This window comes from Marinimicrobium sp. LS-A18 (assembly GCF_000463525.1).
Classification (GTDB): domain Bacteria; phylum Pseudomonadota; class Gammaproteobacteria; order Pseudomonadales; family Cellvibrionaceae; genus Marinimicrobium; species Marinimicrobium koreense.
The window spans coordinates 194,748-216,478 of sequence record NZ_AWEP01000005.1; the positions used below are offsets into that span (position 1 = coordinate 194,748).

General features: G+C 61.2%; 19 protein-coding genes. 5 read left to right on the forward strand and 14 right to left on the reverse strand.

The features are described 5' to 3' along the window. Positions 1-25 precede the first annotated feature (25 nt). On the reverse strand, positions 26-1,384 hold the full coding sequence (locus N645_RS0108760) for a sodium-dependent transporter (RefSeq protein WP_024461132.1): 1,359 nt from the start codon (positions 1,382-1,384) through the stop codon (positions 26-28). Between the two features lie 199 nt (positions 1,385-1,583). Here N645_RS0108760 and smpB point away from each other — a divergent pair, with 199 nt between their 5' ends. After that, positions 1,584-2,066 carry an SsrA-binding protein SmpB gene (gene smpB, locus N645_RS0108765; protein WP_024461133.1) on the forward strand — a complete coding sequence of 161 codons (483 nt, stop codon included), beginning with the start codon at positions 1,584-1,586 and terminating at the stop codon, positions 2,064-2,066. 375 nt (positions 2,067-2,441) lie between these two features. On the opposite strand, the gene N645_RS0108770 is transcribed toward smpB, so the two are convergent. From N645_RS0108770 to N645_RS0108825, 12 genes are all read right to left on the reverse strand, one after another. Next, positions 2,442-3,737: an adenylosuccinate synthase gene (locus tag N645_RS0108770; protein WP_024461134.1), complete on the reverse strand. Its 1,296-nt coding sequence runs from the start codon at positions 3,735-3,737 to the stop codon at positions 2,442-2,444. A gap of 45 nt (positions 3,738-3,782) precedes the next feature. Then, a complete protein-coding gene (locus N645_RS0108775; RefSeq protein ID WP_024461135.1) occupies positions 3,783-4,961 on the reverse strand; it encodes an ATP phosphoribosyltransferase regulatory subunit in 1,179 nt (392 codons plus the stop codon). A 60-nt stretch (positions 4,962-5,021) separates the two neighbouring features. Then, a complete protein-coding gene (locus N645_RS0108780; RefSeq protein ID WP_024461136.1) occupies positions 5,022-5,207 on the reverse strand; it encodes a DUF2065 domain-containing protein in 186 nt (61 codons plus the stop codon). A gap of 99 nt (positions 5,208-5,306) precedes the next feature. Next, on the reverse strand, positions 5,307-6,182 hold the full coding sequence (hflC, locus tag N645_RS0108785; protein WP_024461137.1) for a protease modulator HflC: 876 nt from the start codon (positions 6,180-6,182) through the stop codon (positions 5,307-5,309). Further along, positions 6,182-7,351 (reverse strand): FtsH protease activity modulator HflK, encoded by a 1,170-nt coding sequence (hflK, locus tag N645_RS0108790; protein ID WP_024461138.1) that lies wholly within the window; start codon positions 7,349-7,351, stop codon positions 6,182-6,184. Before hflK ends, hflC begins: the two co-directional genes overlap by 1 nt. A gap of 119 nt (positions 7,352-7,470) precedes the next feature. Next, positions 7,471-8,787 (reverse strand): ribosome rescue GTPase HflX, encoded by a 1,317-nt coding sequence (hflX, locus tag N645_RS0108795; protein ID WP_024461139.1) that lies wholly within the window; start codon positions 8,785-8,787, stop codon positions 7,471-7,473. A 20-nt stretch (positions 8,788-8,807) separates the two neighbouring features. After that, positions 8,808-9,068 (reverse strand): RNA chaperone Hfq, encoded by a 261-nt coding sequence (gene hfq / locus N645_RS0108800; RefSeq protein WP_024461140.1) that lies wholly within the window; start codon positions 9,066-9,068, stop codon positions 8,808-8,810. A gap of 112 nt (positions 9,069-9,180) precedes the next feature. Beyond that, a complete protein-coding gene (gene miaA, locus N645_RS0108805) occupies positions 9,181-10,173 on the reverse strand; it encodes a tRNA (adenosine(37)-N6)-dimethylallyltransferase MiaA (RefSeq protein WP_024461141.1) in 993 nt (330 codons plus the stop codon). 578 nt (positions 10,174-10,751) lie between these two features. Further along, positions 10,752-12,623: a DNA mismatch repair endonuclease MutL gene (gene mutL / locus N645_RS0108810; RefSeq protein ID WP_024461142.1), complete on the reverse strand. Its 1,872-nt coding sequence runs from the start codon at positions 12,621-12,623 to the stop codon at positions 10,752-10,754. Positions 12,624-12,668: 45 nt separating this feature from the next. Next, positions 12,669-13,961, reverse strand: coding sequence for an N-acetylmuramoyl-L-alanine amidase (locus tag N645_RS0108815; protein ID WP_051174444.1), 1,293 nt, complete (start codon positions 13,959-13,961; stop codon positions 12,669-12,671). Between the two features lie 145 nt (positions 13,962-14,106). Next, positions 14,107-14,619 carry a tRNA (adenosine(37)-N6)-threonylcarbamoyltransferase complex ATPase subunit type 1 TsaE gene (gene tsaE, locus N645_RS0108820; protein WP_024461144.1) on the reverse strand — a complete coding sequence of 171 codons (513 nt, stop codon included), beginning with the start codon at positions 14,617-14,619 and terminating at the stop codon, positions 14,107-14,109. Continuing rightward, positions 14,612-16,135 carry a bifunctional ADP-dependent NAD(P)H-hydrate dehydratase/NAD(P)H-hydrate epimerase gene (locus N645_RS0108825; protein WP_024461145.1) on the reverse strand — a complete coding sequence of 508 codons (1,524 nt, stop codon included), beginning with the start codon at positions 16,133-16,135 and terminating at the stop codon, positions 14,612-14,614. Before N645_RS0108825 ends, tsaE begins: the two co-directional genes overlap by 8 nt. Positions 16,136-16,204: 69 nt before the next feature. Here N645_RS0108825 and queG point away from each other — a divergent pair, with 69 nt between their 5' ends. Further along, a complete protein-coding gene (gene queG / locus N645_RS0108830) occupies positions 16,205-17,320 on the forward strand; it encodes a tRNA epoxyqueuosine(34) reductase QueG (RefSeq protein ID WP_024461146.1) in 1,116 nt (371 codons plus the stop codon). Between the two features lie 195 nt (positions 17,321-17,515). Further along, a complete protein-coding gene (gene gnd / locus N645_RS0108835; RefSeq protein ID WP_024461147.1) occupies positions 17,516-18,967 on the forward strand; it encodes a decarboxylating NADP(+)-dependent phosphogluconate dehydrogenase in 1,452 nt (483 codons plus the stop codon). Positions 18,968-19,103: 136 nt separating this feature from the next. On the opposite strand, the gene orn is transcribed toward gnd, so the two are convergent. After that, positions 19,104-19,664, reverse strand: a complete 561-nt coding sequence (orn, locus tag N645_RS0108840) for an oligoribonuclease (RefSeq protein ID WP_024461148.1) — start codon at positions 19,662-19,664, stop codon at positions 19,104-19,106. Between the two features lie 144 nt (positions 19,665-19,808). Here orn and rsgA point away from each other — a divergent pair, with 144 nt between their 5' ends. Together rsgA and N645_RS0108850 are read left to right on the forward strand one after the other, a co-directional pair. Further along, on the forward strand, positions 19,809-20,819 hold the full coding sequence (rsgA, locus tag N645_RS0108845) for a small ribosomal subunit biogenesis GTPase RsgA (RefSeq protein WP_024461149.1): 1,011 nt from the start codon (positions 19,809-19,811) through the stop codon (positions 20,817-20,819). Positions 20,820-20,921: 102 nt separating this feature from the next. Then, entirely contained in the window at positions 20,922-21,731 is an 810-nt protein-coding gene (locus N645_RS0108850) for a sulfurtransferase (protein WP_024461150.1), read from the forward strand.

Below are 21,731 nucleotides of genomic sequence, written 5' to 3' on the forward strand. Positions count from 1 at the left end.
AACATCTCCCGTTGATTCGCGGCCATCAGGCCCAGAAGCCGCCGATCAGAATCAGCAATAACGCCGGCGGACAAAGGTATTTGAGGAGCGTCAACCAGAGCTCAAACTGGCCCTCGCTCTCCTGACGCAGCTCGTGGCGCAGCAGCTCCCGACGGGCCACCCAGCCGACGAACAGCGCCATGGCCAAACCGCCCAGCGGCAACATCACTCGCTGGGTGACAAAATCCAGAAATCCAAACACGTTCATACCGAACAGACCGGTGAAGTCGGCCCAGTGATTGAACGACAGAACCGATCCAATGCCCAGAAGCCAGGCACTGCCGGCAATCAATCCGTTCGCCGTGTACCGCTTGAGCCCAAAGCGCTCCGTGATATAGGCCACACAGGGCTCGAGCAGCGAGATGGTGGAGCTCCAGGCGGCCAGGGTCACCAACACAAAGAAGGCTACCCCAAAGATAACCCCACCGGGCATATTGCCAAAGGCCACCGGCAGACTGACAAACATCAGGCCGGGACCGTCGCCGGGTGAAATGCCCGGGGTGGCAAACACGATCGGGAACATCGCCAGCCCCGCCACCAGCGCCACCAACGTATCCAGCACCGCCACCGTCAGAACCATCTTGCCGATGGAGGCCTTGCCGGGCATATAGGAGCCGTAGGCCATGATCGCCCCCATGGCCAGACTCAGGGTAAAGAACGCGTGGCCGAGGGCAATCGATGCGCCCTGCCAGGACAGGTCCGACACGTTGAAATCAAACATGAAGTGCAGCCCCTGGGCGAACTCCCCCGCCACGGCGGCGTAGCCCAGCAACAGCAACAACAACAGAAACAACAACGGCATCAGCACCCGCACCGCAGTCTCCAGACCGCGGGTCACCCCGAAGGCGACCACCAGCACGGTCAACCCGATAAACACCGTCTGCCAGAGCATCAGGCGCGCCGGGTCCGCGAGCAGAGCATCAAAAGCGGCGCTGGCCGACTCACCGTTCCAGCCACTGAAACCACCCTGCACCGCAGTACTCATGTAATCCAGAGCCCAGCCGGCCACCACACTGTAGAACGACAGAATCAGAAACGCGGTCAATACCCCGAGAGCCCCGATCAGACTCCAGTGGGGCGACACCCGGCTCTGCTGAGCCATTTTCCTGACCGAATCCACCGGATTGGCGCGACCGTGACGCCCGAGCACCACCTCGGCAATCATCACCGGCACACCGATCAGAGCGATAAACACCAGGTACATGAGCACGAAGGCCCCACCACCGTTTTCGCCGGTAATGTAGGGAAACTTCCAGATGTTGCCCAGCCCCACCGCCGAACCGGTGGCGGCCAGGACAAAGGTGCCTTTATGTCCCCAAATCGCGTGTTGTTTGATGCGTTCCATGGCTGGCTCCGGGCTATAGTCGGTTTGCGCCGCTCTGGCGCACGCGGCCGACCCGCTTTTGCGGGCACAAAGGCGGCATTGTAACGGCAATTGTCGGGAATGTGCAGGGTTCGCCCCCGCATCCGGGCAGACAGAGAGGCCTTCAAGCCTTTATAATGCCCGCCGCACATTCACGCCCCGAGCAAGGTTGATCATTTCGATGAGTAAGAAGAAGGGTAAGAAACCCAGCGGCAATACCATTGCCCTGAACAAGAAGGCCAAGTTTGATTTCGCGCTGCAGGATCGCGTGGAGGCGGGCCTGTCGCTGCAGGGTTGGGAGGTGAAGAGCCTGCGCCAGGGCAAGGTGCAGCTGACGGATACCTACGTGCTGTTCAAAAACGGCGAGGCGTGGTTGCTCGGCGCCCACATATCACCGTTGCCCACGGCGTCGACTCACTTTGTGACCGATCCGACCCGTACTCGCAAACTGCTGCTCAAGCGCAAGGAGATTGCGAAGCTGCAGGCGGCGGCGGAGCAGAAGGGCTACACGGTGGTGGCTACGGCGCTGTATTGGAAGAAGCACTTGGTGAAGTGCGAGGTGGCGTTGGGTAAAGGTAAGCAGGAGCACGATAAGCGCGAGACGGAGAAGGAGCGCGATTGGAATCGTCAGAAGCGGGCGATCATGAAGGATGTCAATCGGTAGCTCTTTTCACTATTTTTCTTCTCCAAAGAGCCTGGACTCACCAAGCAGTCTGTCCCCTCCAGACTGTCCGGGCTCGGCATCAGGTAGGCCTTTTCGGAAACGCGATGAATACATCCCTGTAGCTCCCTCGCTTCTTCCCTGAAGCGAGGGTTCCGAAAAGGCCTACCTGACACCGAGCCCTCTGAAGTAACTTGCAGCCACAGAACGTGAATACACCTCGGAGGGCACGGTACCGGGTGACCTGTTTTCAAACCCTCGCTTCAGGGAAGAAGCGAGGGAGCCCCATGGATGGGTTCATGTGTTTTGAAAACAGGTCACCCGGTAGCGGGCCCGGACGCTCTGGAGAGGACGAAGCGCGACCGGGCGACAGAGGGGTTAAGCGGAGAAAGGGTGGCGCAGGACGATGGTTTCGATGCGGTCCGGGCCGGTGGAGATGATGTCTACCGGCGTCTTCAGAATCTCTTCCAGACGGCGGATATAAGCGCGGGCGTTTTCCGGCAGCTCATCCAGAGACTTGGCACCAACGGTCGACTCCTGCCAACCCGGTAGTTCCTCATATACCGGCTCAACGGCCTCCCAACCTTCCGCATCGCACGGAATACCCACCGGGTTACCCTCGGCGTCACGGTACTCCACACAAATCTTCACTGTGTCCAGACCGTCCAACACATCCAGCTTGGTCAGACACAGGCCGGTGACGCTGTTGATCCGGTTGACGTGATGTAGCGCTACCGCATCAAACCAACCACAGCGGCGCTTGCGGCCCGTGGTCGCGCCGAACTCGTGCCCTTTTTCACCCAGGTGCTGGCCCACACCGCAGTCGAGCTCGGTGGGGAAAGGGCCGGAACCGACGCGGGTGGTGTAGGCCTTGGTGATGCCCAGCACGTAATCGAGGTACATGGGACCAAAACCGGAGCCCGTGGCGGTGCCACCGGCGGTGGTGTTGGAGGAAGTCACAAACGGATAGGTACCGTGGTCGATGTCCAGCAGAGAGCCCTGGGCCCCCTCGAACAGAATGCCTTCGCCGCGCTCGCGGGCGCTGTGCAGCGCCTCGGTCACGTCAGTGATCATCGGGCGCAGCTCTTCAGCCCAGGCGGTGCAGGTGTCCAGCACCTGTTGATAATCCACTGCATCCACGCCGTAATAACTGGTCAGCATGAAGTTGTGGTAATCCAGCACTTCTTTTAACTTGGTCGCAAAACGGTCCATATGCAACAGATCGCCCAGGCGCAGGCCCCGGCGGGCCACTTTGTCTTCGTAGGCCGGACCAATACCCCGGCCGGTGGTGCCAATCTTGGCGTTGCCACGGGCCGCCTCGCGGGCCTGGTCCAGGGCAATGTGGTAGGGCAGAATCAGCGGGCAGGCCGGCGACAGGCGCAGGCGCTTGCGCACGGGCACATTCTTGGCTTCCAGCTCGGCTATTTCCTTGAACAGGGCCTCGGGGGAGAGCACCACACCGTTGCCGATCAGGCAGGTGACACCTTCACGCAAAATGCCGGAGGGGATCAGGTGGAGAACGGTCTTTTCACCGTCGATCACCAGTGTGTGGCCGGCATTGTGGCCGCCCTGGAAGCGGGCCACCAGCGATACCTGATCGGTCAGCAGGTCGACGATCTTACCCTTGCCTTCGTCACCCCACTGGGTGCCCAAAATCACGACGTTCTTACCCATGTTTGTGCAACTCATTTTGTAACATTGAATGTGCTCCCCGGCCGATCAGGCCAGAGGAATAACCTGGTAGTGTCCGTCCTTCAGGACCAGTTGGCGGTCACAGCCCGCTTCCTCGGGCGGTGTTGGCTCGGCGCCGAAGACCACCCGCTCCCCTTTTGCCCGCAACGCCTGTACGGCCTGCCACTGCTCGGGCGTGGCCTGATCGGCGGCCCAGATTCCACCGGGAGTCTGGCGCTCGATCAACCCCAGTTTGCTGATCGCGGAAATATCCACCGCGAACCCGGTCGCGGGCCGAGCCCGGCCGAAGACTTCACCAATATGATCGTACCGGCCGCCACTGGCGATCGGGTTGCCATAACCGGGCGCAAAGGCCGCGAACACCAGACCGGTCAGGTAGTGGTAACCGCGGACTTCGCCGAGGTCGAAGTAAAGCTCCGCCGCCGGGTAGCGCTCGGCCACCACGTCGGCGACCTGTTCCAGTTGATCCACGGCCGCCAGCACAGCGGGCGGGCACTGGGCAAAACAGTCCCGAGCCCGATCCAGCACGGACCGATCGCCGGCAAGCCCCGGCAGCGCGAGGAACACCTCGGCCAGGGGCGAACCATTCAGGTTGTCCGCGACCCAAGCGCGAATTTCGGTGACGGCCTTGCGCTGCAGCAGGTCGAAAAAGATATCTTCCTGTGTCTGGCTCAGATCGGCGGCATCGGCCAGGGCCCGATAAATACCGACATGCCCCAGGTCGATGTGCTGGCGCGGAAGCCCCGCCAGGGTGAGGGATTCGAGCAGCAGCGACACCACTTCGATATCGGCCCGAGTGCCCGGCTCACCAAAGAATTCGACCCCGGCCTGAATGGGGGTACGGGTGGCGAGGGGGTTCTTGGGTTTGGCGTGAACCACATGGCCGGCGTAGCAGAGGCGATTGGCGCCGGGCAGTGTAAAACTGTGGGCATCCATACGGGCGGTCTGCGGCGTAATATCGGCGCGGATACCCAGGGTGCGGCCCGAGAGCTGATCGGTCACTTTGAAGGTGAGCAGATCCACATCTCGGCCCAGGCCGGTCAGCAGGGAGTCGGTGTACTCCAGCAACGGCGGAATCACCAGGTCGTAACCCCAGGTGCGGTAGAGGTCTACCAGGCGACGGCGCAGTTGCTCAATGGCCTCGGCCTCGGCAGGCAGAATTTCCTCAACACCGTCGGGCAACAGCCAGCGGTCAGCATAGGTCATAACAGACTCGAACAGTTGTTGGATTCAGCGTACGCAATGGTCCCGGCCGGGAGACAACGTCTAACGAAGCCACAGCAGCAGGCCGGCCCCGATAAGCATGCTTACCAGACCCATGGTGCGCAGTCGGCGATCATCTACCCTGGCCAGCGTTGCCACGGCCTGGCGCCAGCGCTGGGGGTACAGAAACGGAAGTATGCCCTCGATCACCAGCAACAGGCAGAAGGCGCGCGCGAGGTCTTCCCACATGGCGGCCACTCCCAAACCGGACACAAAAAACCGGGCGCTTCACGCGCCCGGCGGCAGGATTTTAGCACTTTTTGCGGGCAAATGGTGCCCATTGCCCGGCTATTTTTGGCCTTCGGCGTCTTTCAGGTACTGGAAGAACTCGCTCGACGGGTCCACAACCATCAGGTCATCGCTACCATCAAAGGTTTTCCGGTAGGCATTCAGGCTGCGCACGAACGCGTAGAAGTCCGGGTTCTGATTAAACGCCTGAGCGTAGATGGCGGCCGCTTGGGCATCCCCGTCGCCGCGCAACAGTTCAGCATCCCGATAGGCGTTGGCCAGCAATACCGTACGCTGACGGTCCGCATCAGCGCGAATAACCTCTGCCTGCTCACGACCGGTAGCCCGGTACTCTCGAGCCTCTTTTTCCCGGTCTGCCGCCATACGGTCAAACACCGATTCACTCACGTCGTCGGGAAGATCAATACGCTTGACCCGAATATCCAGAACCTCGACCCCGAGCGACGCCATGGCGGTCTGATTCATTTCGGTGGTCAGCTCTTCCATCAATGCGTCTCGCTCCCCTGACACTACCTCATGCAAGGTGCGAGTACCGACCTCGTTGCGAAGGCCATCAGCAACCCGGGAGGCCAGACGGGCGTCAGCAATTTCCTCTTGACCACCGGTGGCCTTGTAGTAGGTCTCAACGTCCTTGATCCGCCACTTGGCGTACGAATCTACAATAAGACGCTTATTTTCCACCGTGTAAAAGCTTTCGGGGCGCGCATCTGTCGTCAGAATCCGGCCGTCAAATTTGCGCACGCGATCGGCAAAGGGAATCTTGACATGCACACCAGGTTGCACGTTGGGGTTCACCACCGCACCAAAGCGGAGTACCACGGCCCGTTCAAATTCATTCACAATATAAACGGTGTTGGCGCCGATCAAAACCAGAACGCCCAGCAAGACCAGGGTAAAGATACCTTTGTTGGACATCAGCGAATATCCCCCCGAGAGTCGGTTCGCACAGTGTTGGATGGCCGCCGATTCAGCTCTCGAGTCACCTGTTCGGTGACTTCTCGCAGCGTATCGGCCGACATACCGCTCTGCCCGGCACTACCAGAGGCATTTCCGCTCTGGCGATTGTTCAACCGGTCAAGCGGCAGATACAGCATGTTGCTGCCGCCTTCAACATCCACCATAACCTTGCTGGCCTTGGAGAACACCTCCTCAACCGCATCAATATAGAGTCGACGGCGAGTCACTTCAGGCGCCTTGTCAAACTCGGCCATCAGCAGCTCGAAACGCCGGGACTCACCCTCAGCCTCAGCCACGACACGAGCGCGGTACGCTTCCGCCTCCTCAATCATCCGTTGTGCTTCACCTCGAGCTTGCGGGATAACCGAGTTGGCGTAGGCTTGCGCTTCATTCTTAAGGCGCTCTTCATCTTCTTTCGCCTTGATCACATCGTCAAAGGCGTCCCGCACCTCCTCTGGCGGACGCGCTTCCTGAATATTGACTTCACGCACATCAATGCCAGTCCCATAGCTATTCAGGTAGTTTTGTAGCCGTTCCTGAACGGCCTCCGCAATCTGGCTACGACCACCTGAAAGGACCTCGTTGAGCTCGCTTGAACCCACCACATGGCGCAAGGCGCTGTCGGCAGCCTGACGCAGACTGTTTTCTGGATCGCGGACATTCAGAACATACGCCTTCACATCGTTGACGTTGTACTGAACAGTGATCGGCAGCTCGACAATACTCTCGTCCTGGGTGAGCATAAGCCCGCGCGAGGGGTATTGGCGCTCCTCGGTAACGTTTTCCACAAACACTGTGGTGATCAGCGGTGCGTTCCAGCGCAGGCCAGGGTCTTTGATCTCATGGAATGCCCCAAACTGCAGAACCACAGCCCTCTCTCTGGCGTCGACGACATAGAAGCCGAGCACAAAGTAGATCGCGGCCGCAACCAGCAGCACAATACCCACCAGAGGAGCGGCACTGCCGGCATTGCCGCCGCCACTACCGGAGCCACCGCCCGAACCGCCGAACAGGCCATTCAGGCGATCGCGAAATTTCTTCCAGGCTTCATCCAAATCCGGCGGGCCGCTGTTATTGCCGCCGCCCCAGGGGTCCTTACCCCCGCCTCCCGGTTCATTCCAGGCCATATTGACTCTCCGTCGATTAACGTCTTTCCCCAGTGACAAGCACTGCGGAATGGGTATTCGGGTACCGTCAAGCAGATCGCTCCGGCAAGAGCGAGATTCTAGCAAAGTCGGGCGCCGCTCTAACAGGCAATTCGGTCGGAATCGTCTCCGTCAGCCCAGTGCAACTCGTCATAGCGCAGATTTTCGGCGCTGAGCAAACGCATCAGATCACTTTTGGGCAGCCGTACCTCCAGCAACACCGAACCGTCCTCGCCGTGCTGTTCGTCGGCCACCGCCTGCTGTTGATAGAGCTTGGCCCGCAGGCGCCCCTGCTCGGGCTTGAGCTGCAACCGTCCGGCGACCATCTCCCGCCCCAGAGCATCGGAGATGGCTTCCATCAACAGCTCGACGCCCTGCGCAGTCCGGGCAGACAGCCACACGGCGATCGGCTTGCCTTGGTCATCACGATCGATACGGGGCTCCATCCCGAGCAGATCAATCTTGTTGTAGACACGCAATTCCGGCAGTTCCGCCGCGCCGATTTCCGCCAGCACCTCCTCGACCTGCTCGATATTGTGCATCCGCTCCTCCGCCGCCGCATCGATCACGTGGAGCAGCAGGCTGGAGTTGCTGGCCTCTTCGAGGGTCGCCCGGAAGGCCTGCACCAGCTTGTGCGGCAAATGGCTGATGAAACCCACCGTATCGGCCAGAATCAGCGCACCGACATCGGGCACTTCGAGCCGACGCATGGTCGGATCCAGGGTGGCGAACAGTTGGTTCTCTGCGAACACCTTGGCATCGGTAATCTGGTTGAACAGCGTGGATTTGCCGGCGTTGGTGTAGCCCACCAGGGACACCGTGGGAATGTCGGCGCGCTGGCGGGACCGGCGCCCCTGATTACGCTGGGTGCGCACCTTCGCCAGCCGTTTCTCGATGGCGGTAATCCGCCCGCGCAGCAGTCGACGGTCGGTTTCGAGCTGGGTTTCACCCGGGCCGCGCAGGCCGATACCGCCTTTCTGGCGCTCCAGGTGGGTCCAGCCGCGCACCAGGCGCGTGGCCATATGACGCAGCTGCGCCAATTCCACCTGCAATTTGCCCTCAAAGGTGCGGGCGCGCTGGGCAAAAATATCCAGAATCAGGCCGGTACGATCCAGAACCCGGCACTCGAGTGCCTGCTCCAGGTTACGCTCCTGACTGGGAGAGAGTGTGTGGTTGAAGATGACCAGCTCCGCACCATTTTCCTTCACCACCGCCTGCAGCTCTTCGAGCTTGCCGGTGCCGACAAAGTATTTGGCATGGGGAGCCGCGCGCTGACCACCCACCAGAGCGATCGGGTCGCCACCGGCAGACAATACCAGCTCTTCAAATTCTCGGGGGTCTTCCGGCGCCTGGCCGTGGGAGAGATCCAGGTGAACCAGCACCGCCAGTTCACCGGAGTCGGGACGATCAAAAAACAAGTAGTTACCTCAGCGGCAGATTACTCGGCCGGTGCTTCCTCGCCTTCGCCTTCCGCCGGATTCAGCAGAGGAACACGCACAGCGCGAGAGGGCACAACCGTGGAAATGGCATGCTTGTAGACCATCTGGCTGACAGTGTTCTTCAGCAGCACAACAAACTGGTCGAACGATTCAACCTGACCCTGCAACTTGATGCCGTTTACCAGGTAAATGGATACCGGTACACGCTCTTTGCGCAGTACGTTCAGGTAAGGGTCTTGTAAACTATGCCCTTTTGACATGGTTATTCTCCTTATCGAGATAGAAATTTATCCGCCTAAGTCCTCCCCACTGGAGCTGGAAAGGGGGCGGCCAGAAAAACATGAAAAACTGACTAGGATTCTCACACCGCTATTATATGGTCGTAGTACCCATAGAATTCAAGGTGTTCTTAACAATTTCTTGCAAGTTGAGATCTGAACCGGACTCGTCCTGCGTGTAAATCCACGAGAGTGAAGGCCAACCCCGCAGCCACGTCACCTGGCGCTTGGCCAGTTGGCGCGTCGCCACCACCCCCCGCTCACACAGCTCACTCCGTCTCATGGTCGGCCCCGGCCCTTCCTCTGCGTCCAGGTACTCCCAGACTTGACGGTAGCCTACCGCCCGTATCGCCGGCAGGCTGGACAGGAGGTCGCCGCGGGCACGCAGGGCTTTGACCTCATCAATCAGTCCCTGTTCCAACATCTGCTCAAACCGGGTCTGTATACGCTGATGCAGCACCTTGCGATCACGGGGAGATATGGCCAACTGGGTGACGTCAAAGCGCTCGGTAAACGCCGGACCCGCCAGGGCCTGCTGCTCGAGGCGCAGCTCGGTCATGGTTTTGCCGCTGACCCGGTAGACTTCCAGGGCACGACTGAGACGCTGGGAGTGGTTGGGGTGAATCTCGGCCGCCATTTCGGGGTCCACCTCGGCCAGTTGCGCATGAATATGGGGCCAGCCGTGCTCGGCGGCCTCTCGCTCAATGGCCGCGCGCACCGACGGATCCGCCTCAGGCATGGGCGCCAGACCGTCCAGCAGGGCTTTGAAATAAAGCATGGTGCCGCCCACCAGCAGCGGAATACGGCCAGCGGCGTGAATATCGGCAATTTCCCGCTCGGCGTCGGCCCGAAAATCCGCCGCCGAGTAGGGATCGGCGGGGTCACGGATATCAATCAACCGGTGCGGCGCCCGAGCGAGCTCTTCGGCGGTGGGCTTGGCGGTGCCAATATCCATGCCCCGATAGACCAGGGTGGAGTCGACACTGATCAGCTCCACCGGCAGATGCTCGCGCAGGGCCATGGCCAGGGCGGTTTTACCGGAGGCGGTGGGGCCCATCAGGAAGATGACTTTTTGGCGGTTGGTCATGGTTTATGGCGCCGTGTTTTAGTACTTCGTAGAGAGTCCGGTCCGGATTGGGGTAGACCCTTCCCGGACACGCCGTGAACCCATGACGTGCATGGATGCACTAATGCCGCGATGGCATGGATGCCACAGAGCGGCCCCTGGGGGCTCGCATCGCGGGTCCCCCGCTCCACGGTCCGGGAAGGGTCTACCCCAATCCGGACCTCCGAGGTCGCCGCGTGCTTTGGTGGCTGCGTATTTCCAAAACGCGATGAATCCATCCCTGAAGTGAGGATTTACCCGACGCCGGGCCCTCTGAAGCAGCATCCTGGTTCGCGTAGGGCGGATAAGCGCAACGCGCGCATCCGCCGTAAATACCCTTAAAACCCACGGTTGATAATTTGGGGTTTGGTAACGGCGGATGCGGGCTGCGCCCTTATCCGCCCTACGCCACCCAAGGTGAATATGGCACCGCGGTTTGGTGCGGGGTAGACCCTGTGGAGACTCTCGGAGGCAGGGAGCCGACGAGAAGCCTACAGGGATGTATCCACGGCGGGTCTCCACAGGGTCTACCCCGCACCAAACCGCCCATCAGAAACCCTCTACTGCCCGCGCATAAAGAGCTTATCGAGTTCGTCCAGAGACTGCAGGGCCCAGGTGGGGCGGCCGTGGTTGCACTGGCCGCTGCGCTCGGTGGCCTCCATATCCCGCAACAGGGCATTCATCTCCGGGATGGTCAGGCGGCGGTTGGCGCGCACTGAGCCGTGACAGGCCATGGTCGAGAGCAGCTCGTTGATCCGCTGCTGAATCCGCTCACTGCTGCCGTACTCGATCAGATCCGAGAGCACATCCCGCACCAACTGCGCCACCGGGGCGCGATTGAGCAGTGCCGGCACCTGGCGAACCAGAAGCGTCTCCGGGCCGGCGCGCTGCAACTCAAAACCCAACTGAGTGAAGGTATCGGCGTGCTCCTCGGCACAGTCCGCCTCCCTCTGACTCACCGCAATGCTCTCCGGCACCAGCAGCGGCTGAGTCTGCAGGCCACCCTGGGCAAAGGCGGACTTCATCCGCTCGTAAGTGATGCGTTCGTGGGCCGCGTGCATATCGACGATGATCAGCCCCTGGGCGTTCTCCGCCAGAATGTAAATGCCCTTGAGCTGGGCAATGGCATAGCCCAGCGGCGGCACCTCGCCATCCTCAGACTCCGGCATCGGCGTGGGGGCCGATGAAACCGCTGGCCCACCGTACTGGCCCTGATAACCGGCACCGCCATTAAACGGCTGATGCAGGCTGCCGTACTGGCGCATCTGCTCCGCGACTGCGCCCGGGGCGGGCGCACCAGGGGGTTGATACCCGCCGGCCGGGTGACTGGCGGCGGCCAGGCCCATAGGCGCCTGGCGAAACTCGCCTGCAGCGGCTCCGCTCAGGGCTGGCTCGGGCGCATCGGTCTCCGATTCCAGACGATCCCCCGGGCGGACCTGGGCCAGGGCATGGTGCAGGCTGCTGAAAATGAAGTCGTGCACCCGGCGGTTGTCCCGGAAGCGCACTTCGTGCTTGGTCGGGTGGACGTTGACATCCACGGTGGACGGGTCCACTTCCAGGTACAGCACAAACGCCGGGTGGCGCCCGTGATAGAGCACGTCCTGGTAAGCCTGACGGACCGCGTGCCCGACCAGCTTGTCACGAATGGCCCGGCCGTTGACGTAAAAATGCTGCAGATCCGCCTGGCTACGATTGAAGCTCGGTTGCGCCACCCACCCCCACAGGCGCAGTCCGGAGCGCTCGATATCAATGTGCAGCGCCTGCTCCATAAACGCCGGGCCGCACACCTGAGCCACCCGGCGCTCGCGCTCAATTTGGGTGCTGGCTTCACGCCAGCTGTAAACCGCACGGTTATTGTTGCGCAAGGTGAAGGCGACATCGAACCGGGACAGGGCCTGGCGCTTGATGACATCGTCCAGGTGGTTGTACTCGGTCTTTTCCGTGCGCAGGAATTTGCGCCGGGCGGGGGTATTGAAAAACAGATCCCGTACTTCCACCGTGGTGCCTTTGGGGTGGGCCGCCGGCGCCAGCTCGGCCTGCATATCGCGCCCTTCGGCGGTGACCTGCCAGCCGGCGCTCTCATCGCTGGTATTGCTGGTCAGGGTCAGGCGCGCTACAGAGCTGATACTGGCCAGGGCCTCACCGCGAAACCCCAGAGTCGCCACCGCCTCGAGGTCGTCCAGCTCGCGAATTTTGCTGGTGGCGTGGCGACTCAGGGCCAGAGGCAGATCGGATTTGTCGATACCACCGCCGTTGTCGCGCACTCGCATCAACTTGACGCCACCATCCTCAACGTCCACTTCAACGCGGGTCGCGCCCGCGTCCAGACTGTTTTCCAGCAGTTCCTTGATCACCGATGACGGGCGCTCCACGACCTCGCCGGCGGCGATCTGGTTGGCGAGGCGCGGGTTGAGCAATTGAATTCTGGACATGTACTCTCAATAGGGTTAAAGACTGGCATGGGCCAGCCGCGAGCCTCAGCTCGATGGAATTTTCAGCACCTGTCCGACCTGGATCACGTGACCATTTAGGCCGTTTTCCCGCCGGATGGCATCCACACTGACGTTGTGCTGCCGGGCAATGGCGCTCAGAGTGTCCCCGCGACTGATGGTGTACTCCCGCGCATCTCCACCGCCCTGACGGCGGCTGGCAAGATAGGTGCCGGCCGGTGGCTGGCGTTCGAAGTAACGCCGTACCCCCTGCCCGATGCGGTCCGCCATCTGCTGGCGATACTGGGCCGTGGCCAGTTTGCGCGCCTCACCGGGATTGGAGATAAAACCGGTCTCCACCAGAATGGACGGCACATCGGGCGATTTGAGCACGGCGAAGCCGGCCTGCTCGACCCGGGGTTTGTGCAACCGGGAAATGCCGCTCATAGACTCAAGCACCTCCTTACCTACCATCAGACTCGAGTTGAGCGTCGCGGTCATGGACAAGTCCACCAGTACACCGGCCAGCACTTCGTCTTTGTCTTCCAGGCTGACACTGCCCACCCCGCCAATCAGGTCGGCCTCGTTTTCGCGCTCGGCCAGAAACCGGGCGGTCTCACTGGTGGCGCCGCTGCGCGACAGGGCGAACACCGAGCTGCCATTGGCCGACGGGTGGGTAAAGGCATCCGCATGAATCGATACAAACAGGTCCGCCTGCATTTTACGGGCGATATCGCGTCGCTCCCGCAAAGGCACATAATAGTCGCCGGTGCGCACCAGTTTGGCCTCATAGCCGGGACTCCCATTGAGCTCCCGGACCAACCGCTTGGCGATATCAAACACCACGTTTTTCTCGTACAGTTTGCCGGGACCGATCGCCCCCGGATCCTCGCCCCCGTGGCCGGCATCCACGGCAATCACAACGTTCCGATCGCCGCTGGTTGTGGCAGGGGTTTTATCCGCGAGCGCTTCCGCCCGACTTTTCCCCTGATCGTGCAGATCGATTACCAGCCGGTCGTTGGTGCCGGCGTGGCGCTTGAGCAGAAAGCTCTTGGGGCGCACGGACTCTTTGAGATCGAACACCACCCGCAGGGTGCCATCGCTGCGATGCGCACTGCGAACCCGCCGGATCGGGGTATCCTCCAACGCGAGATCGTCCAGGCTGGCCTTGAGCCGGGTATCGGCAACGTCCACGACCACCCGGCTCGGCGAACTCAGGGAAAACAGTTTGTGCTCCACCGGGCCGCTGAGATCGAACACCAACCGCGTGTGGTCCGGCGCGCGCCACAGACGGACACTATCCACATCCGCAGCGCTGAGCGGAAGGGACCCACTCCCCATCAGGAGCACCACCAGGGCCCACCGAGTCGCTTGTTGTTTCCAGGCTGTTTTCAAAGCGCTTTTCCCGACACGATTGTAGATTCCATAACGGACGGTCCGTCCCTCACACTATCGACTGTTGGGGTCATTGATCACCCCATTGGCGCTAGGTTCCCGCTTCGGGCATTTCGAGGCCCGAGACGTCGACCCAGTGCTTCAGCCACTGCTCACCCAGCGACGTGCCGCTGTGCAAGCACGCGCGCCGGCCGCTTCCATCGACCGTAACTGTAACCCGCAGATCCGGTTCCGGCAAAACCCCGGTGCCCCGCTCTGGCCACTCGATGACGCACACATCCCCGGCCTTAAAATAATCCCGGATCCCCATATATTCCAGCTCTTCGGGATCTCCGAGGCGATAGAGGTCGAAGTGATTCAGCGTCCGGTCGCCCAACTCATAGGGTTCCACCAGGGTATAGGTGGGACTCTTAACCGCACCTGAATGCCCCAGTCCGCGCAGGACCCCGCGGCACAGCGTGGTTTTGCCCGCGCCGAGATTGCCTTCGAGAAACACCACCAGCCCGTTCGGCCAGTCGCGCAGCGCCGCTCCCAGGGAGGCGCCCAGATCCAGCGTGTCGCTCTCATCGGCCAGATAAAACGAACGATGGATCGGTTCAGACATTGCCCGGCTCCGCCTGCAACAATTGGCATAGTGCAGGGATCAGATCCGTGGCCAGCAGGCTGCGCTCGCCCCAGTCACCCACCGCCAGGTCTGCCGATTCCGCGTGCAATCCCGCCCCCAGTGCGGCCGCCTGGTCCACACTCAACCCCTGTGCCAGCAGGCCACCCAGGATACCGCTCAGCACATCCCCCATACCGCCGGAGGCCATGCCGGGGTTACCGGCACTCACCAGGGTGAGCGGGCTCTCGGGTGTGGCCACCAGTGATCCGGCCCCCTTGAGAATGACGGCGCCGCCGAAACGCTTCTGCAAAGTGGCAACAGCGGCAAAGCGATCGTGCTGCACCTCGCTGGTGACGCTCTGCAACAGACGCGCCGCCTCGCCGGGGTGCGGGGTTAAAATCCAGTTATCCCGCGCCTCGGCCACGGCGGGCCGCTGCGCCGCCAGCAGGTTTAGGGCATCGGCATCGAGCACCATCGGCAGACCGGATTGCAGGGCCTGCTGCAACATCTGCTCTGACCAGGGCGACTGCCCCAGGCCAGGACCGACCACCAGCACGGTGGGCCGCGCCAGCCAGGGCTCCAGTTCCTGCCCCGAGGTCACCCCGCAGACCATGATTTCCGGGCGCCGGGTCAACGCTGGCGCCACATGCTCAGGGCGCGTCGCCAGACTGACCAGACCGGCACCGGTTCGAGCCGCCGCCTCGGCGGCCATGATGGCCGCGCCACCATAGCCGGTGTCACCTCCAATAATCATGACGTGGCCAAAATCTCCCTTGTGGGCATCCACAGCGCGGGCCGGCAAAGCGGCCAGCGCCTCGGCCAGCTCAAACCGGCGACACTCCCCAGGCACCTCCGCGTACACGGCCTCGGGTACCCCCAGGCCGGCAAACATCAATTCCCCGCACAGAGCGGGCCCCCGCCCCGTCAGCAGGCCTCGCTTGACGCCGATGAAGGTCACCGTCAGGGCCGCGCGCACCGCCGTTCCCATTTCCGCGCCGGTATCCGCGTTGAGCCCCGAGGGGACATCCACCGCCAGTACCGGCAGAGCGGATTGATTGATCTGCGCAATCGCCTCGGCATAGGCCGGCCGCACCTCACCGCTGATGCCCGTGCCCAGCAGCGCATCGACAATGACGCCCTCCTCCGGCCCGCGTTGCGACAGGGCATCGACGTCTACGCCTTCCTGCAGCGCATAATCCCGCGCCTCGGCCGCTTCTCCGGTGAGTTTTTGCGGATCACCCACGGCAATCACCCGAACCGGAATGCGACGCTGGGCGGCCAGGCCGGCGATGACATAGCCATCCCCGGCATTGTTTCCGCCGCCGCAGTAAACCGTGATAACGCAGGGATGAGGGAAGCGTTGCAGCAGTTGCTCAAAGGCAGCTCGCCCGGCCCGCTTCATCAACTGAATACCCGGAATACCTCCGGCAATGGCCCGTTTATCCAGCTGCCGGGTTTGTTCAGCGGTGTACAGAGTCCGGGGAAATTCTGGCGCGTCGACCGACGTCAATTTCATAGAATCCTCAATTTGGTCGCGATATCTGGCAGAATTATACGCGAACTCACCGGAATCCCGTAACGATCTATGCCGCACTCCGTGGACTTTCAACAACTCGCCGACGACATCAAACTGTGGGGGCGGGAGCTGGGCTTTCAGCAGGTGGGCATTACCGATACCGACCTGCAGGAGAGTGAGGCTCGACTGAAGCACTGGCTTGAGCGCGGCTACCACGGCACCATGGACTGGTTTACCGCCCACGGCGACAAGCGCTCCCGGCCACCGGAGCTGCACCCCGGCACCGTCCGGGTGATTTCGGTGCGGATGGATTACCTGCCGGCCGATACCGAACAGATCAAGGTCCTGAAAGATCCCACCAAAGCCTACATTTCCCGCTACGCGCTGGGCCGGGATTACCACAAACTGATTCGCAAGCGCCTGGCGACCCTGGCCAAGAAAATCGAGGCCGCCCTTCCCCCGGAACTGATAGAAGGCCAGCAGCGGCCCTTTGTGGACAGCGCTCCGGTGATGGAGAAACCCCTGGCAGACAAAGCCGGGCTGGGTTGGACGGGAAAGCACACCCTGATCCTGAACAGCGAGGCGGGCAGCTGGTTTTTCCTTGGCGAACTATTCACCTACCTGCCACTGCCGGTGGATCGATCCGAGCAACCCAACCAGTGCGGCACCTGCAGCGCCTGCCTGCAGGTGTGCCCCACCGACGCCTTCCCCGAGCCCTACACCCTGGACGCCCGTCGCTGCATTTCGTACCTCACCATTGAGCAGAAGGGACCGATTCCCGAGGAATTTCGCGAGCCCATGGGCAACCGGGTGTTCGGCTGTGATGATTGCCAGGCCGTGTGCCCCTGGAACCGCTATGCCCAGCACACCCGGGAGCGGGACTTCTCCCCCCGGCACGATCTGGACCGGCAGGACCTGTTGACGCTGTTTCAATGGACCGAAGAGGAGTTTCTGACCCGCACCGAGGGCTCGGCCATCCGCCGAACCGGCTACGAGGGCTGGCTGCGCAATCTGGCGGTGGGCCTGGGCAATGCGCCCTCCGATCCGGACATCATCGCGGCGCTAGAAGCCAAGCGGCCCCTGGCCAGCCCGATGGTCCAGGAGCATATTGACTGGGCCCTTCAGCAGCAGGCTCGACCCAACCGCCGCCGCAAGCGGAAAATTCGCCGAAAGCGCGAATCATAGGTGAAAACAGCGTTATAACAGGGATTTAGATTATAACTATTAGCGCTATTGAGCCGATCACCCTGTTAATTTGAGTGATAAACGTGAATAATACGCACCCTTTTTTGAAAACATCGACGATAAAGCGCGGCCCGACGTCCGGGCGCCAATAATGACCATCACCCACATCAACCCGAGAGACAGGTAGCAGACTCTATGAAAGAGAAATCCGATATCGGCCTGGTTGGCCTCGCCGTGATGGGCGAGAACCTGATTCTGAACATGGCCAGCAAAGGCTATACCGTGACCGCGTACAACCGCTCCACCGACAAGGTGGAAAAGTTCGTCAATGGCCGCGCCAAAGACAAAACCATTCGCGGCGCCTACTCGGTTGAAGAGCTGGTGCAGTCCCTGGCCAAGCCGCGCAAAATCATGTTGATGGTCAAGGCCGGACAGGCGGTAGACGACTTTATCGAGCAGTTGATCCCGCACCTGGACAAGGGCGACATCATCATCGACGGCGGCAACACGCACTACCCGGATACCAACCGTCGCACCGAATACCTGGAAAGCAAAGGCCTGCTGTTTATCGGCACCGGCGTTTCCGGTGGTGAAGAGGGTGCCCTGACCGGTCCATCCATCATGCCCGGCGGTTCCCCCGCCGCGTGGGAGCACGTCAAGCCCATCTTCCAGGACATCTCTGCGAAGGTGGAAGACGGCAGCCCCTGCTGTGACTGGGTCGGCGAAGCCGGCGCCGGCCACTTTGTGAAGATGGTCCACAACGGCATTGAATATGGTGACATGCAGCTGATCTGCGAAGCCTATCAGTTGATGAAAGACCTGGTGGGCATGACCCACGACGAGATGCACGAAGTGTTCGCCGAGTGGAACGAGGGTGAGCTGAACAGCTACCTGGTAGAGATTACCCGCGACATCCTCGCTTATAAAGAAGACGGCGAGCCGCTGGTTGAGAAGATTCTGGACAAGGCCGGCCAGAAAGGCACCGGCAAGTGGACCGGCATCATCGCCCTGGACATGGGTATTCCCCTGACCCTGATCGGTGAAGCGGTCTTTGCCCGCTGCCTGTCCGCCCAGAAAGACGAGCGCGTGGAAGCGTCCAAAGTGCTGAATGGCCCGAAAGTGAAGTTCGAAGGCGACAAGAAGGCCTTTGTGGACGATCTGCGTCAGGCACTGCTGGCCGCCAAGATGATTTCCTACGCCCAGGGTTATGCCCTGATGCGCGAAGCGGCGAAGGAATTCGGCTGGCACCTGAACTACGGTGGCATCGCCCTGATGTGGCGCGGTGGCTGCATCATCCGCTCCGGCTTCCTGGACAACATCAAGCACGCCTTCGACAAGAATGGCGACCTGAAGAACCTGCTGATGGATGACTACTTCAACGGTAAGATCGATGCCGCTCAGGACGGCTGGCGCCGCGTGGCCGCTACCGCGATCACCAGTGGTATTCCGGCACCGGCCATTACCGCCGCGCTGAACTACTACGACGGTTACCGCTGCGAGCGTCTGCCGGCGAACCTGCTGCAGGCCCAGCGGGATTACTTCGGTGCCCACACCTACGAGCGGGTCGACAAGCCCCGGGGTGAGCACTTCCACACCAACTGGACCGGACGTGGTGGGGATACGGCTTCTTCCACCTATAACGTTTAAGTCCAGTTTGGGTTACGGCGGATGCGGCCCTTGGCCTTATCCGCCCTACACGACCCTCGAAGCTATGCGTAGGGCGGGTAAGCGCGAAGCGCGCACCCGCCGTTACCGCACTTCATTCCACCACTCAACTCAACCCTCACTCCATCCGAAAAAACGTCTCCCGGTAATGCTTTAACTCCTCAATCGAGTCCTTGATATCATCCAGGGCCAGATGTGCCCCACTCTTCTTGACCCCCTCGGCCACCTCCGGCCGCCAGCGCCGGGCCAGCTCCTTCACCGTTGACACATCCAGATTCCGGTAGTGGAAATAACGCTCCAGCTTGGGCATACCGCGCACCAGAAAGCGCCGGTCCTGGCAGATGGAATTACCGCACATGGGCGACTTGCCCGCCGGCACCCATTGCTCCAGAAAGGCGATGGTCTGGGCCTGGGCCTCTTCCAGAGAAATGTTGCTGTCTTTCACCCGCTGGGTCAGGCCGGACTGGCCGTGCTGTTTGGTGTTCCAATCATCCATGGCCGCCAGTGCCGAATCCGGCTGGTGAATGGCGTACACCGGCCCTTCGACCAGCACATTCAGATGGGCATCGGTCACAATGGTCGCAATTTCGATGATCACATCCGAATCCGGGTCCAGCCCGGTCATCTCCAGATCGATCCAGATCAGGTTGTTTTCATTGGGTGTGGCAGCATTTGACATACAATCGGTTCCTAGAGCGTATTTGACGCGAGACTTTATCCAGACAGATAGGGCACAATGCCCGTAATCGTCACCAAGATTAACCCGCAGGCCCGCCGGGAACAACCGGCCGCCTCATTACCGCGCGGAGAACACACGCCCTGCATGAGTAAACGCAAACTGACCCGTCGCCAGAGCTGGCGCATCCAGAAGATCCAGGAAGAGCGCCAGGCCCGAGCCCAACGCAAACAGTCGGGCCCCGTGGAGGATCTGGATGAAAACGCCCTGGGGGCGGAACAGGAGGGGTTGGTGGTGACTCACTTCGGTACTCTGGTGCTGGTGGAGGCCAACGGCGAGCGCAAACGCTGCCACTTTCGCAGCAACCTGGGCTCTCTGGTGACGGGCGACCAGGTCGTCTGGCGCGACGGTTCACCCTACGGTGTGGTGGAAGCGGTCATGCCGCGACGCTCCGAGCTGTGCCGCCCGGATCCCTACGGTGACCTGAAAACCGTCGCCGCCAATATCGACCGGGCGCTGATCGTGATTGCGCCCTACCCCGAGCCCCACTTCAGTCTGGTGGATCGCTACCTGGTGGCCGCCGAAGCCAGCGATATCACCCCGGCGCTGGTGATCAACAAGTGCGATGCGATTGATGCCCGTATTGCCGACAAGATCAAACGGATGGAATCCCTCTATCGCAGCCTCGGCTATTGGGTCGTGCGCGTCTCGGCCGAGACCGGCGAGGGTATGGACGCCCTGGCCGATTACCTCAAGGACTTCACCAGCGTCTTTGTCGGCCAGTCCGGGGTTGGCAAGTCTTCACTGACCAACTACCTGCTGCCGGACGCCGACCTGCGCGTGGGCGAGCTCTCCGAGCGCCAGACCGGCAGTCACACCACCACCAATGCCGAGCTGTTTCATTTCCCCGGCGGCGGGCAACTGATCGACTCACCCGGGGTGCGGGAGTTTGGCCTCTGGCATATGAGTCGCGATCAGGTACTGGAAAACTTCATCGAGTTTCGTCCTCATCTGGGGCACTGTAAATTCCGCGACTGCGCCCATCAGGGCGAGCCCGGCTGCGCCCTGAAGAAAGCCCTTGAATCCGGCGAGATCAGCCCTCAACGAATGAGTAGTTGTGAACAGATTCTCGACAGTTTGAACTCACCACGCGGCTGAATGCGACAAAGTCCGCATTTTACTATTGAGTCCCGCGTATTCGGCGCTATGCTAACGAAAGACCATGCAGTAACCCGAAGTAGTAACCAAAGGAATTTCACTATGGCCGACCTGCCACTGATCATCGAACCCGCTGACCTCGCTCAGCTGCTGAAACAACCGCCGGAAAACCTGCGCATTGTGGATCTGTGCAGCGAGCCGAGCTATCAGAACGGTCACGTCGAAGGGGCCCTGCACATTCCACCGCAAATGCTGTTGAGCAATATCCCGCCCGCGCCGGGACGCATCGCCAGCGTGGAGCAGCTCAACCGGCTGTTTTCCTACCTGGGGCTGACTCCGGATACGCACTTTGTCGTCTACGACGATGAGGGCGGCGGCTGGGCCGGACGCTTTATCTGGACCCTGGACGCCATCGGGCACAAGCACTACTCCTATCTCAATGGGGGCCTGCAGGCCTGGAAGAGCGATGAGCTGCCCCTGAGCCGGGAGATTCCGCAGCCACCCTTTACCGAAGCCCACGTCAGCCTCGACCCGAGCGTTGTGGTGGAAATTCCGGATATTCTCGAGGCGTTGGAAGATCCGAACTTTGTCGTCTGGGATGCCCGGGGGCCGTCGGAATACCGGGGCGAAAAAGTGCTCGCCCAGAAAGGCGGACACATCCCCGGCGCCGTTAATGTGGAGTGGACACAGTTGATGGATCATCGCAACGGCTTGCGCATCCGCCCCGACGCCGAAGCCTTTCTCGCCGAACAGGGGCTGACCAAGGACAAACGCATTGTCACCCACTGCCAGAGCCATCATCGCTCGGGCTTTACCTATCTGGTCGGCAAGTCGCTCGGCTTCGACATCAAGGGCTATCACGGCTCCTGGTCCGAGTGGGGCAACCATCCCGACACCCCTGTGGAAATCTGA

What these genes read in the sequence shown, in the direction of transcription:
- N645_RS0108760 (WP_024461132.1), bottom strand. Translation starts at nt 1,384, where the DNA reads ATGGAACGCATCAAACAACACGCGATTTGGGGACATAAAGGCACCTTT.
- smpB (WP_024461133.1), top strand. Translation starts at nt 1,584, where the DNA reads ATGAGTAAGAAGAAGGGTAAGAAACCCAGCGGCAATACCATTGCCCTG.
- N645_RS0108770 (WP_024461134.1), bottom strand. Translation starts at nt 3,737, where the DNA reads ATGGGTAAGAACGTCGTGATTTTGGGCACCCAGTGGGGTGACGAAGGC.
- N645_RS0108775 (WP_024461135.1), bottom strand. Translation starts at nt 4,961, where the DNA reads ATGACCTATGCTGACCGCTGGCTGTTGCCCGACGGTGTTGAGGAAATT.
- N645_RS0108780 (WP_024461136.1), bottom strand. Translation starts at nt 5,207, where the DNA reads ATGTGGGAAGACCTCGCGCGCGCCTTCTGCCTGTTGCTGGTGATCGAG.
- hflC (WP_024461137.1), bottom strand. Translation starts at nt 6,182, where the DNA reads ATGTCCAACAAAGGTATCTTTACCCTGGTCTTGCTGGGCGTTCTGGTT.
- hflK (WP_024461138.1), bottom strand. Translation starts at nt 7,351, where the DNA reads ATGGCCTGGAATGAACCGGGAGGCGGGGGTAAGGACCCCTGGGGCGGC.
- hfq (WP_024461140.1), bottom strand. Translation starts at nt 9,068, where the DNA reads ATGTCAAAAGGGCATAGTTTACAAGACCCTTACCTGAACGTACTGCGC.
- miaA (WP_024461141.1), bottom strand. Translation starts at nt 10,173, where the DNA reads ATGACCAACCGCCAAAAAGTCATCTTCCTGATGGGCCCCACCGCCTCC.
- mutL (WP_024461142.1), bottom strand. Translation starts at nt 12,623, where the DNA reads ATGTCCAGAATTCAATTGCTCAACCCGCGCCTCGCCAACCAGATCGCC.
- N645_RS0108815 (WP_051174444.1), bottom strand. Translation starts at nt 13,961, where the DNA reads ATGGGGAGTGGGTCCCTTCCGCTCAGCGCTGCGGATGTGGATAGTGTC.
- tsaE (WP_024461144.1), bottom strand. Translation starts at nt 14,619, where the DNA reads ATGTCTGAACCGATCCATCGTTCGTTTTATCTGGCCGATGAGAGCGAC.
- N645_RS0108825 (WP_024461145.1), bottom strand. Translation starts at nt 16,135, where the DNA reads ATGAAATTGACGTCGGTCGACGCGCCAGAATTTCCCCGGACTCTGTAC.
- queG (WP_024461146.1), top strand. Translation starts at nt 16,205, where the DNA reads ATGCCGCACTCCGTGGACTTTCAACAACTCGCCGACGACATCAAACTG.
- gnd (WP_024461147.1), top strand. Translation starts at nt 17,516, where the DNA reads ATGAAAGAGAAATCCGATATCGGCCTGGTTGGCCTCGCCGTGATGGGC.
- orn (WP_024461148.1), bottom strand. Translation starts at nt 19,664, where the DNA reads ATGTCAAATGCTGCCACACCCAATGAAAACAACCTGATCTGGATCGAT.
- rsgA (WP_024461149.1), top strand. Translation starts at nt 19,809, where the DNA reads ATGAGTAAACGCAAACTGACCCGTCGCCAGAGCTGGCGCATCCAGAAG.
- N645_RS0108850 (WP_024461150.1), top strand. Translation starts at nt 20,922, where the DNA reads ATGGCCGACCTGCCACTGATCATCGAACCCGCTGACCTCGCTCAGCTG.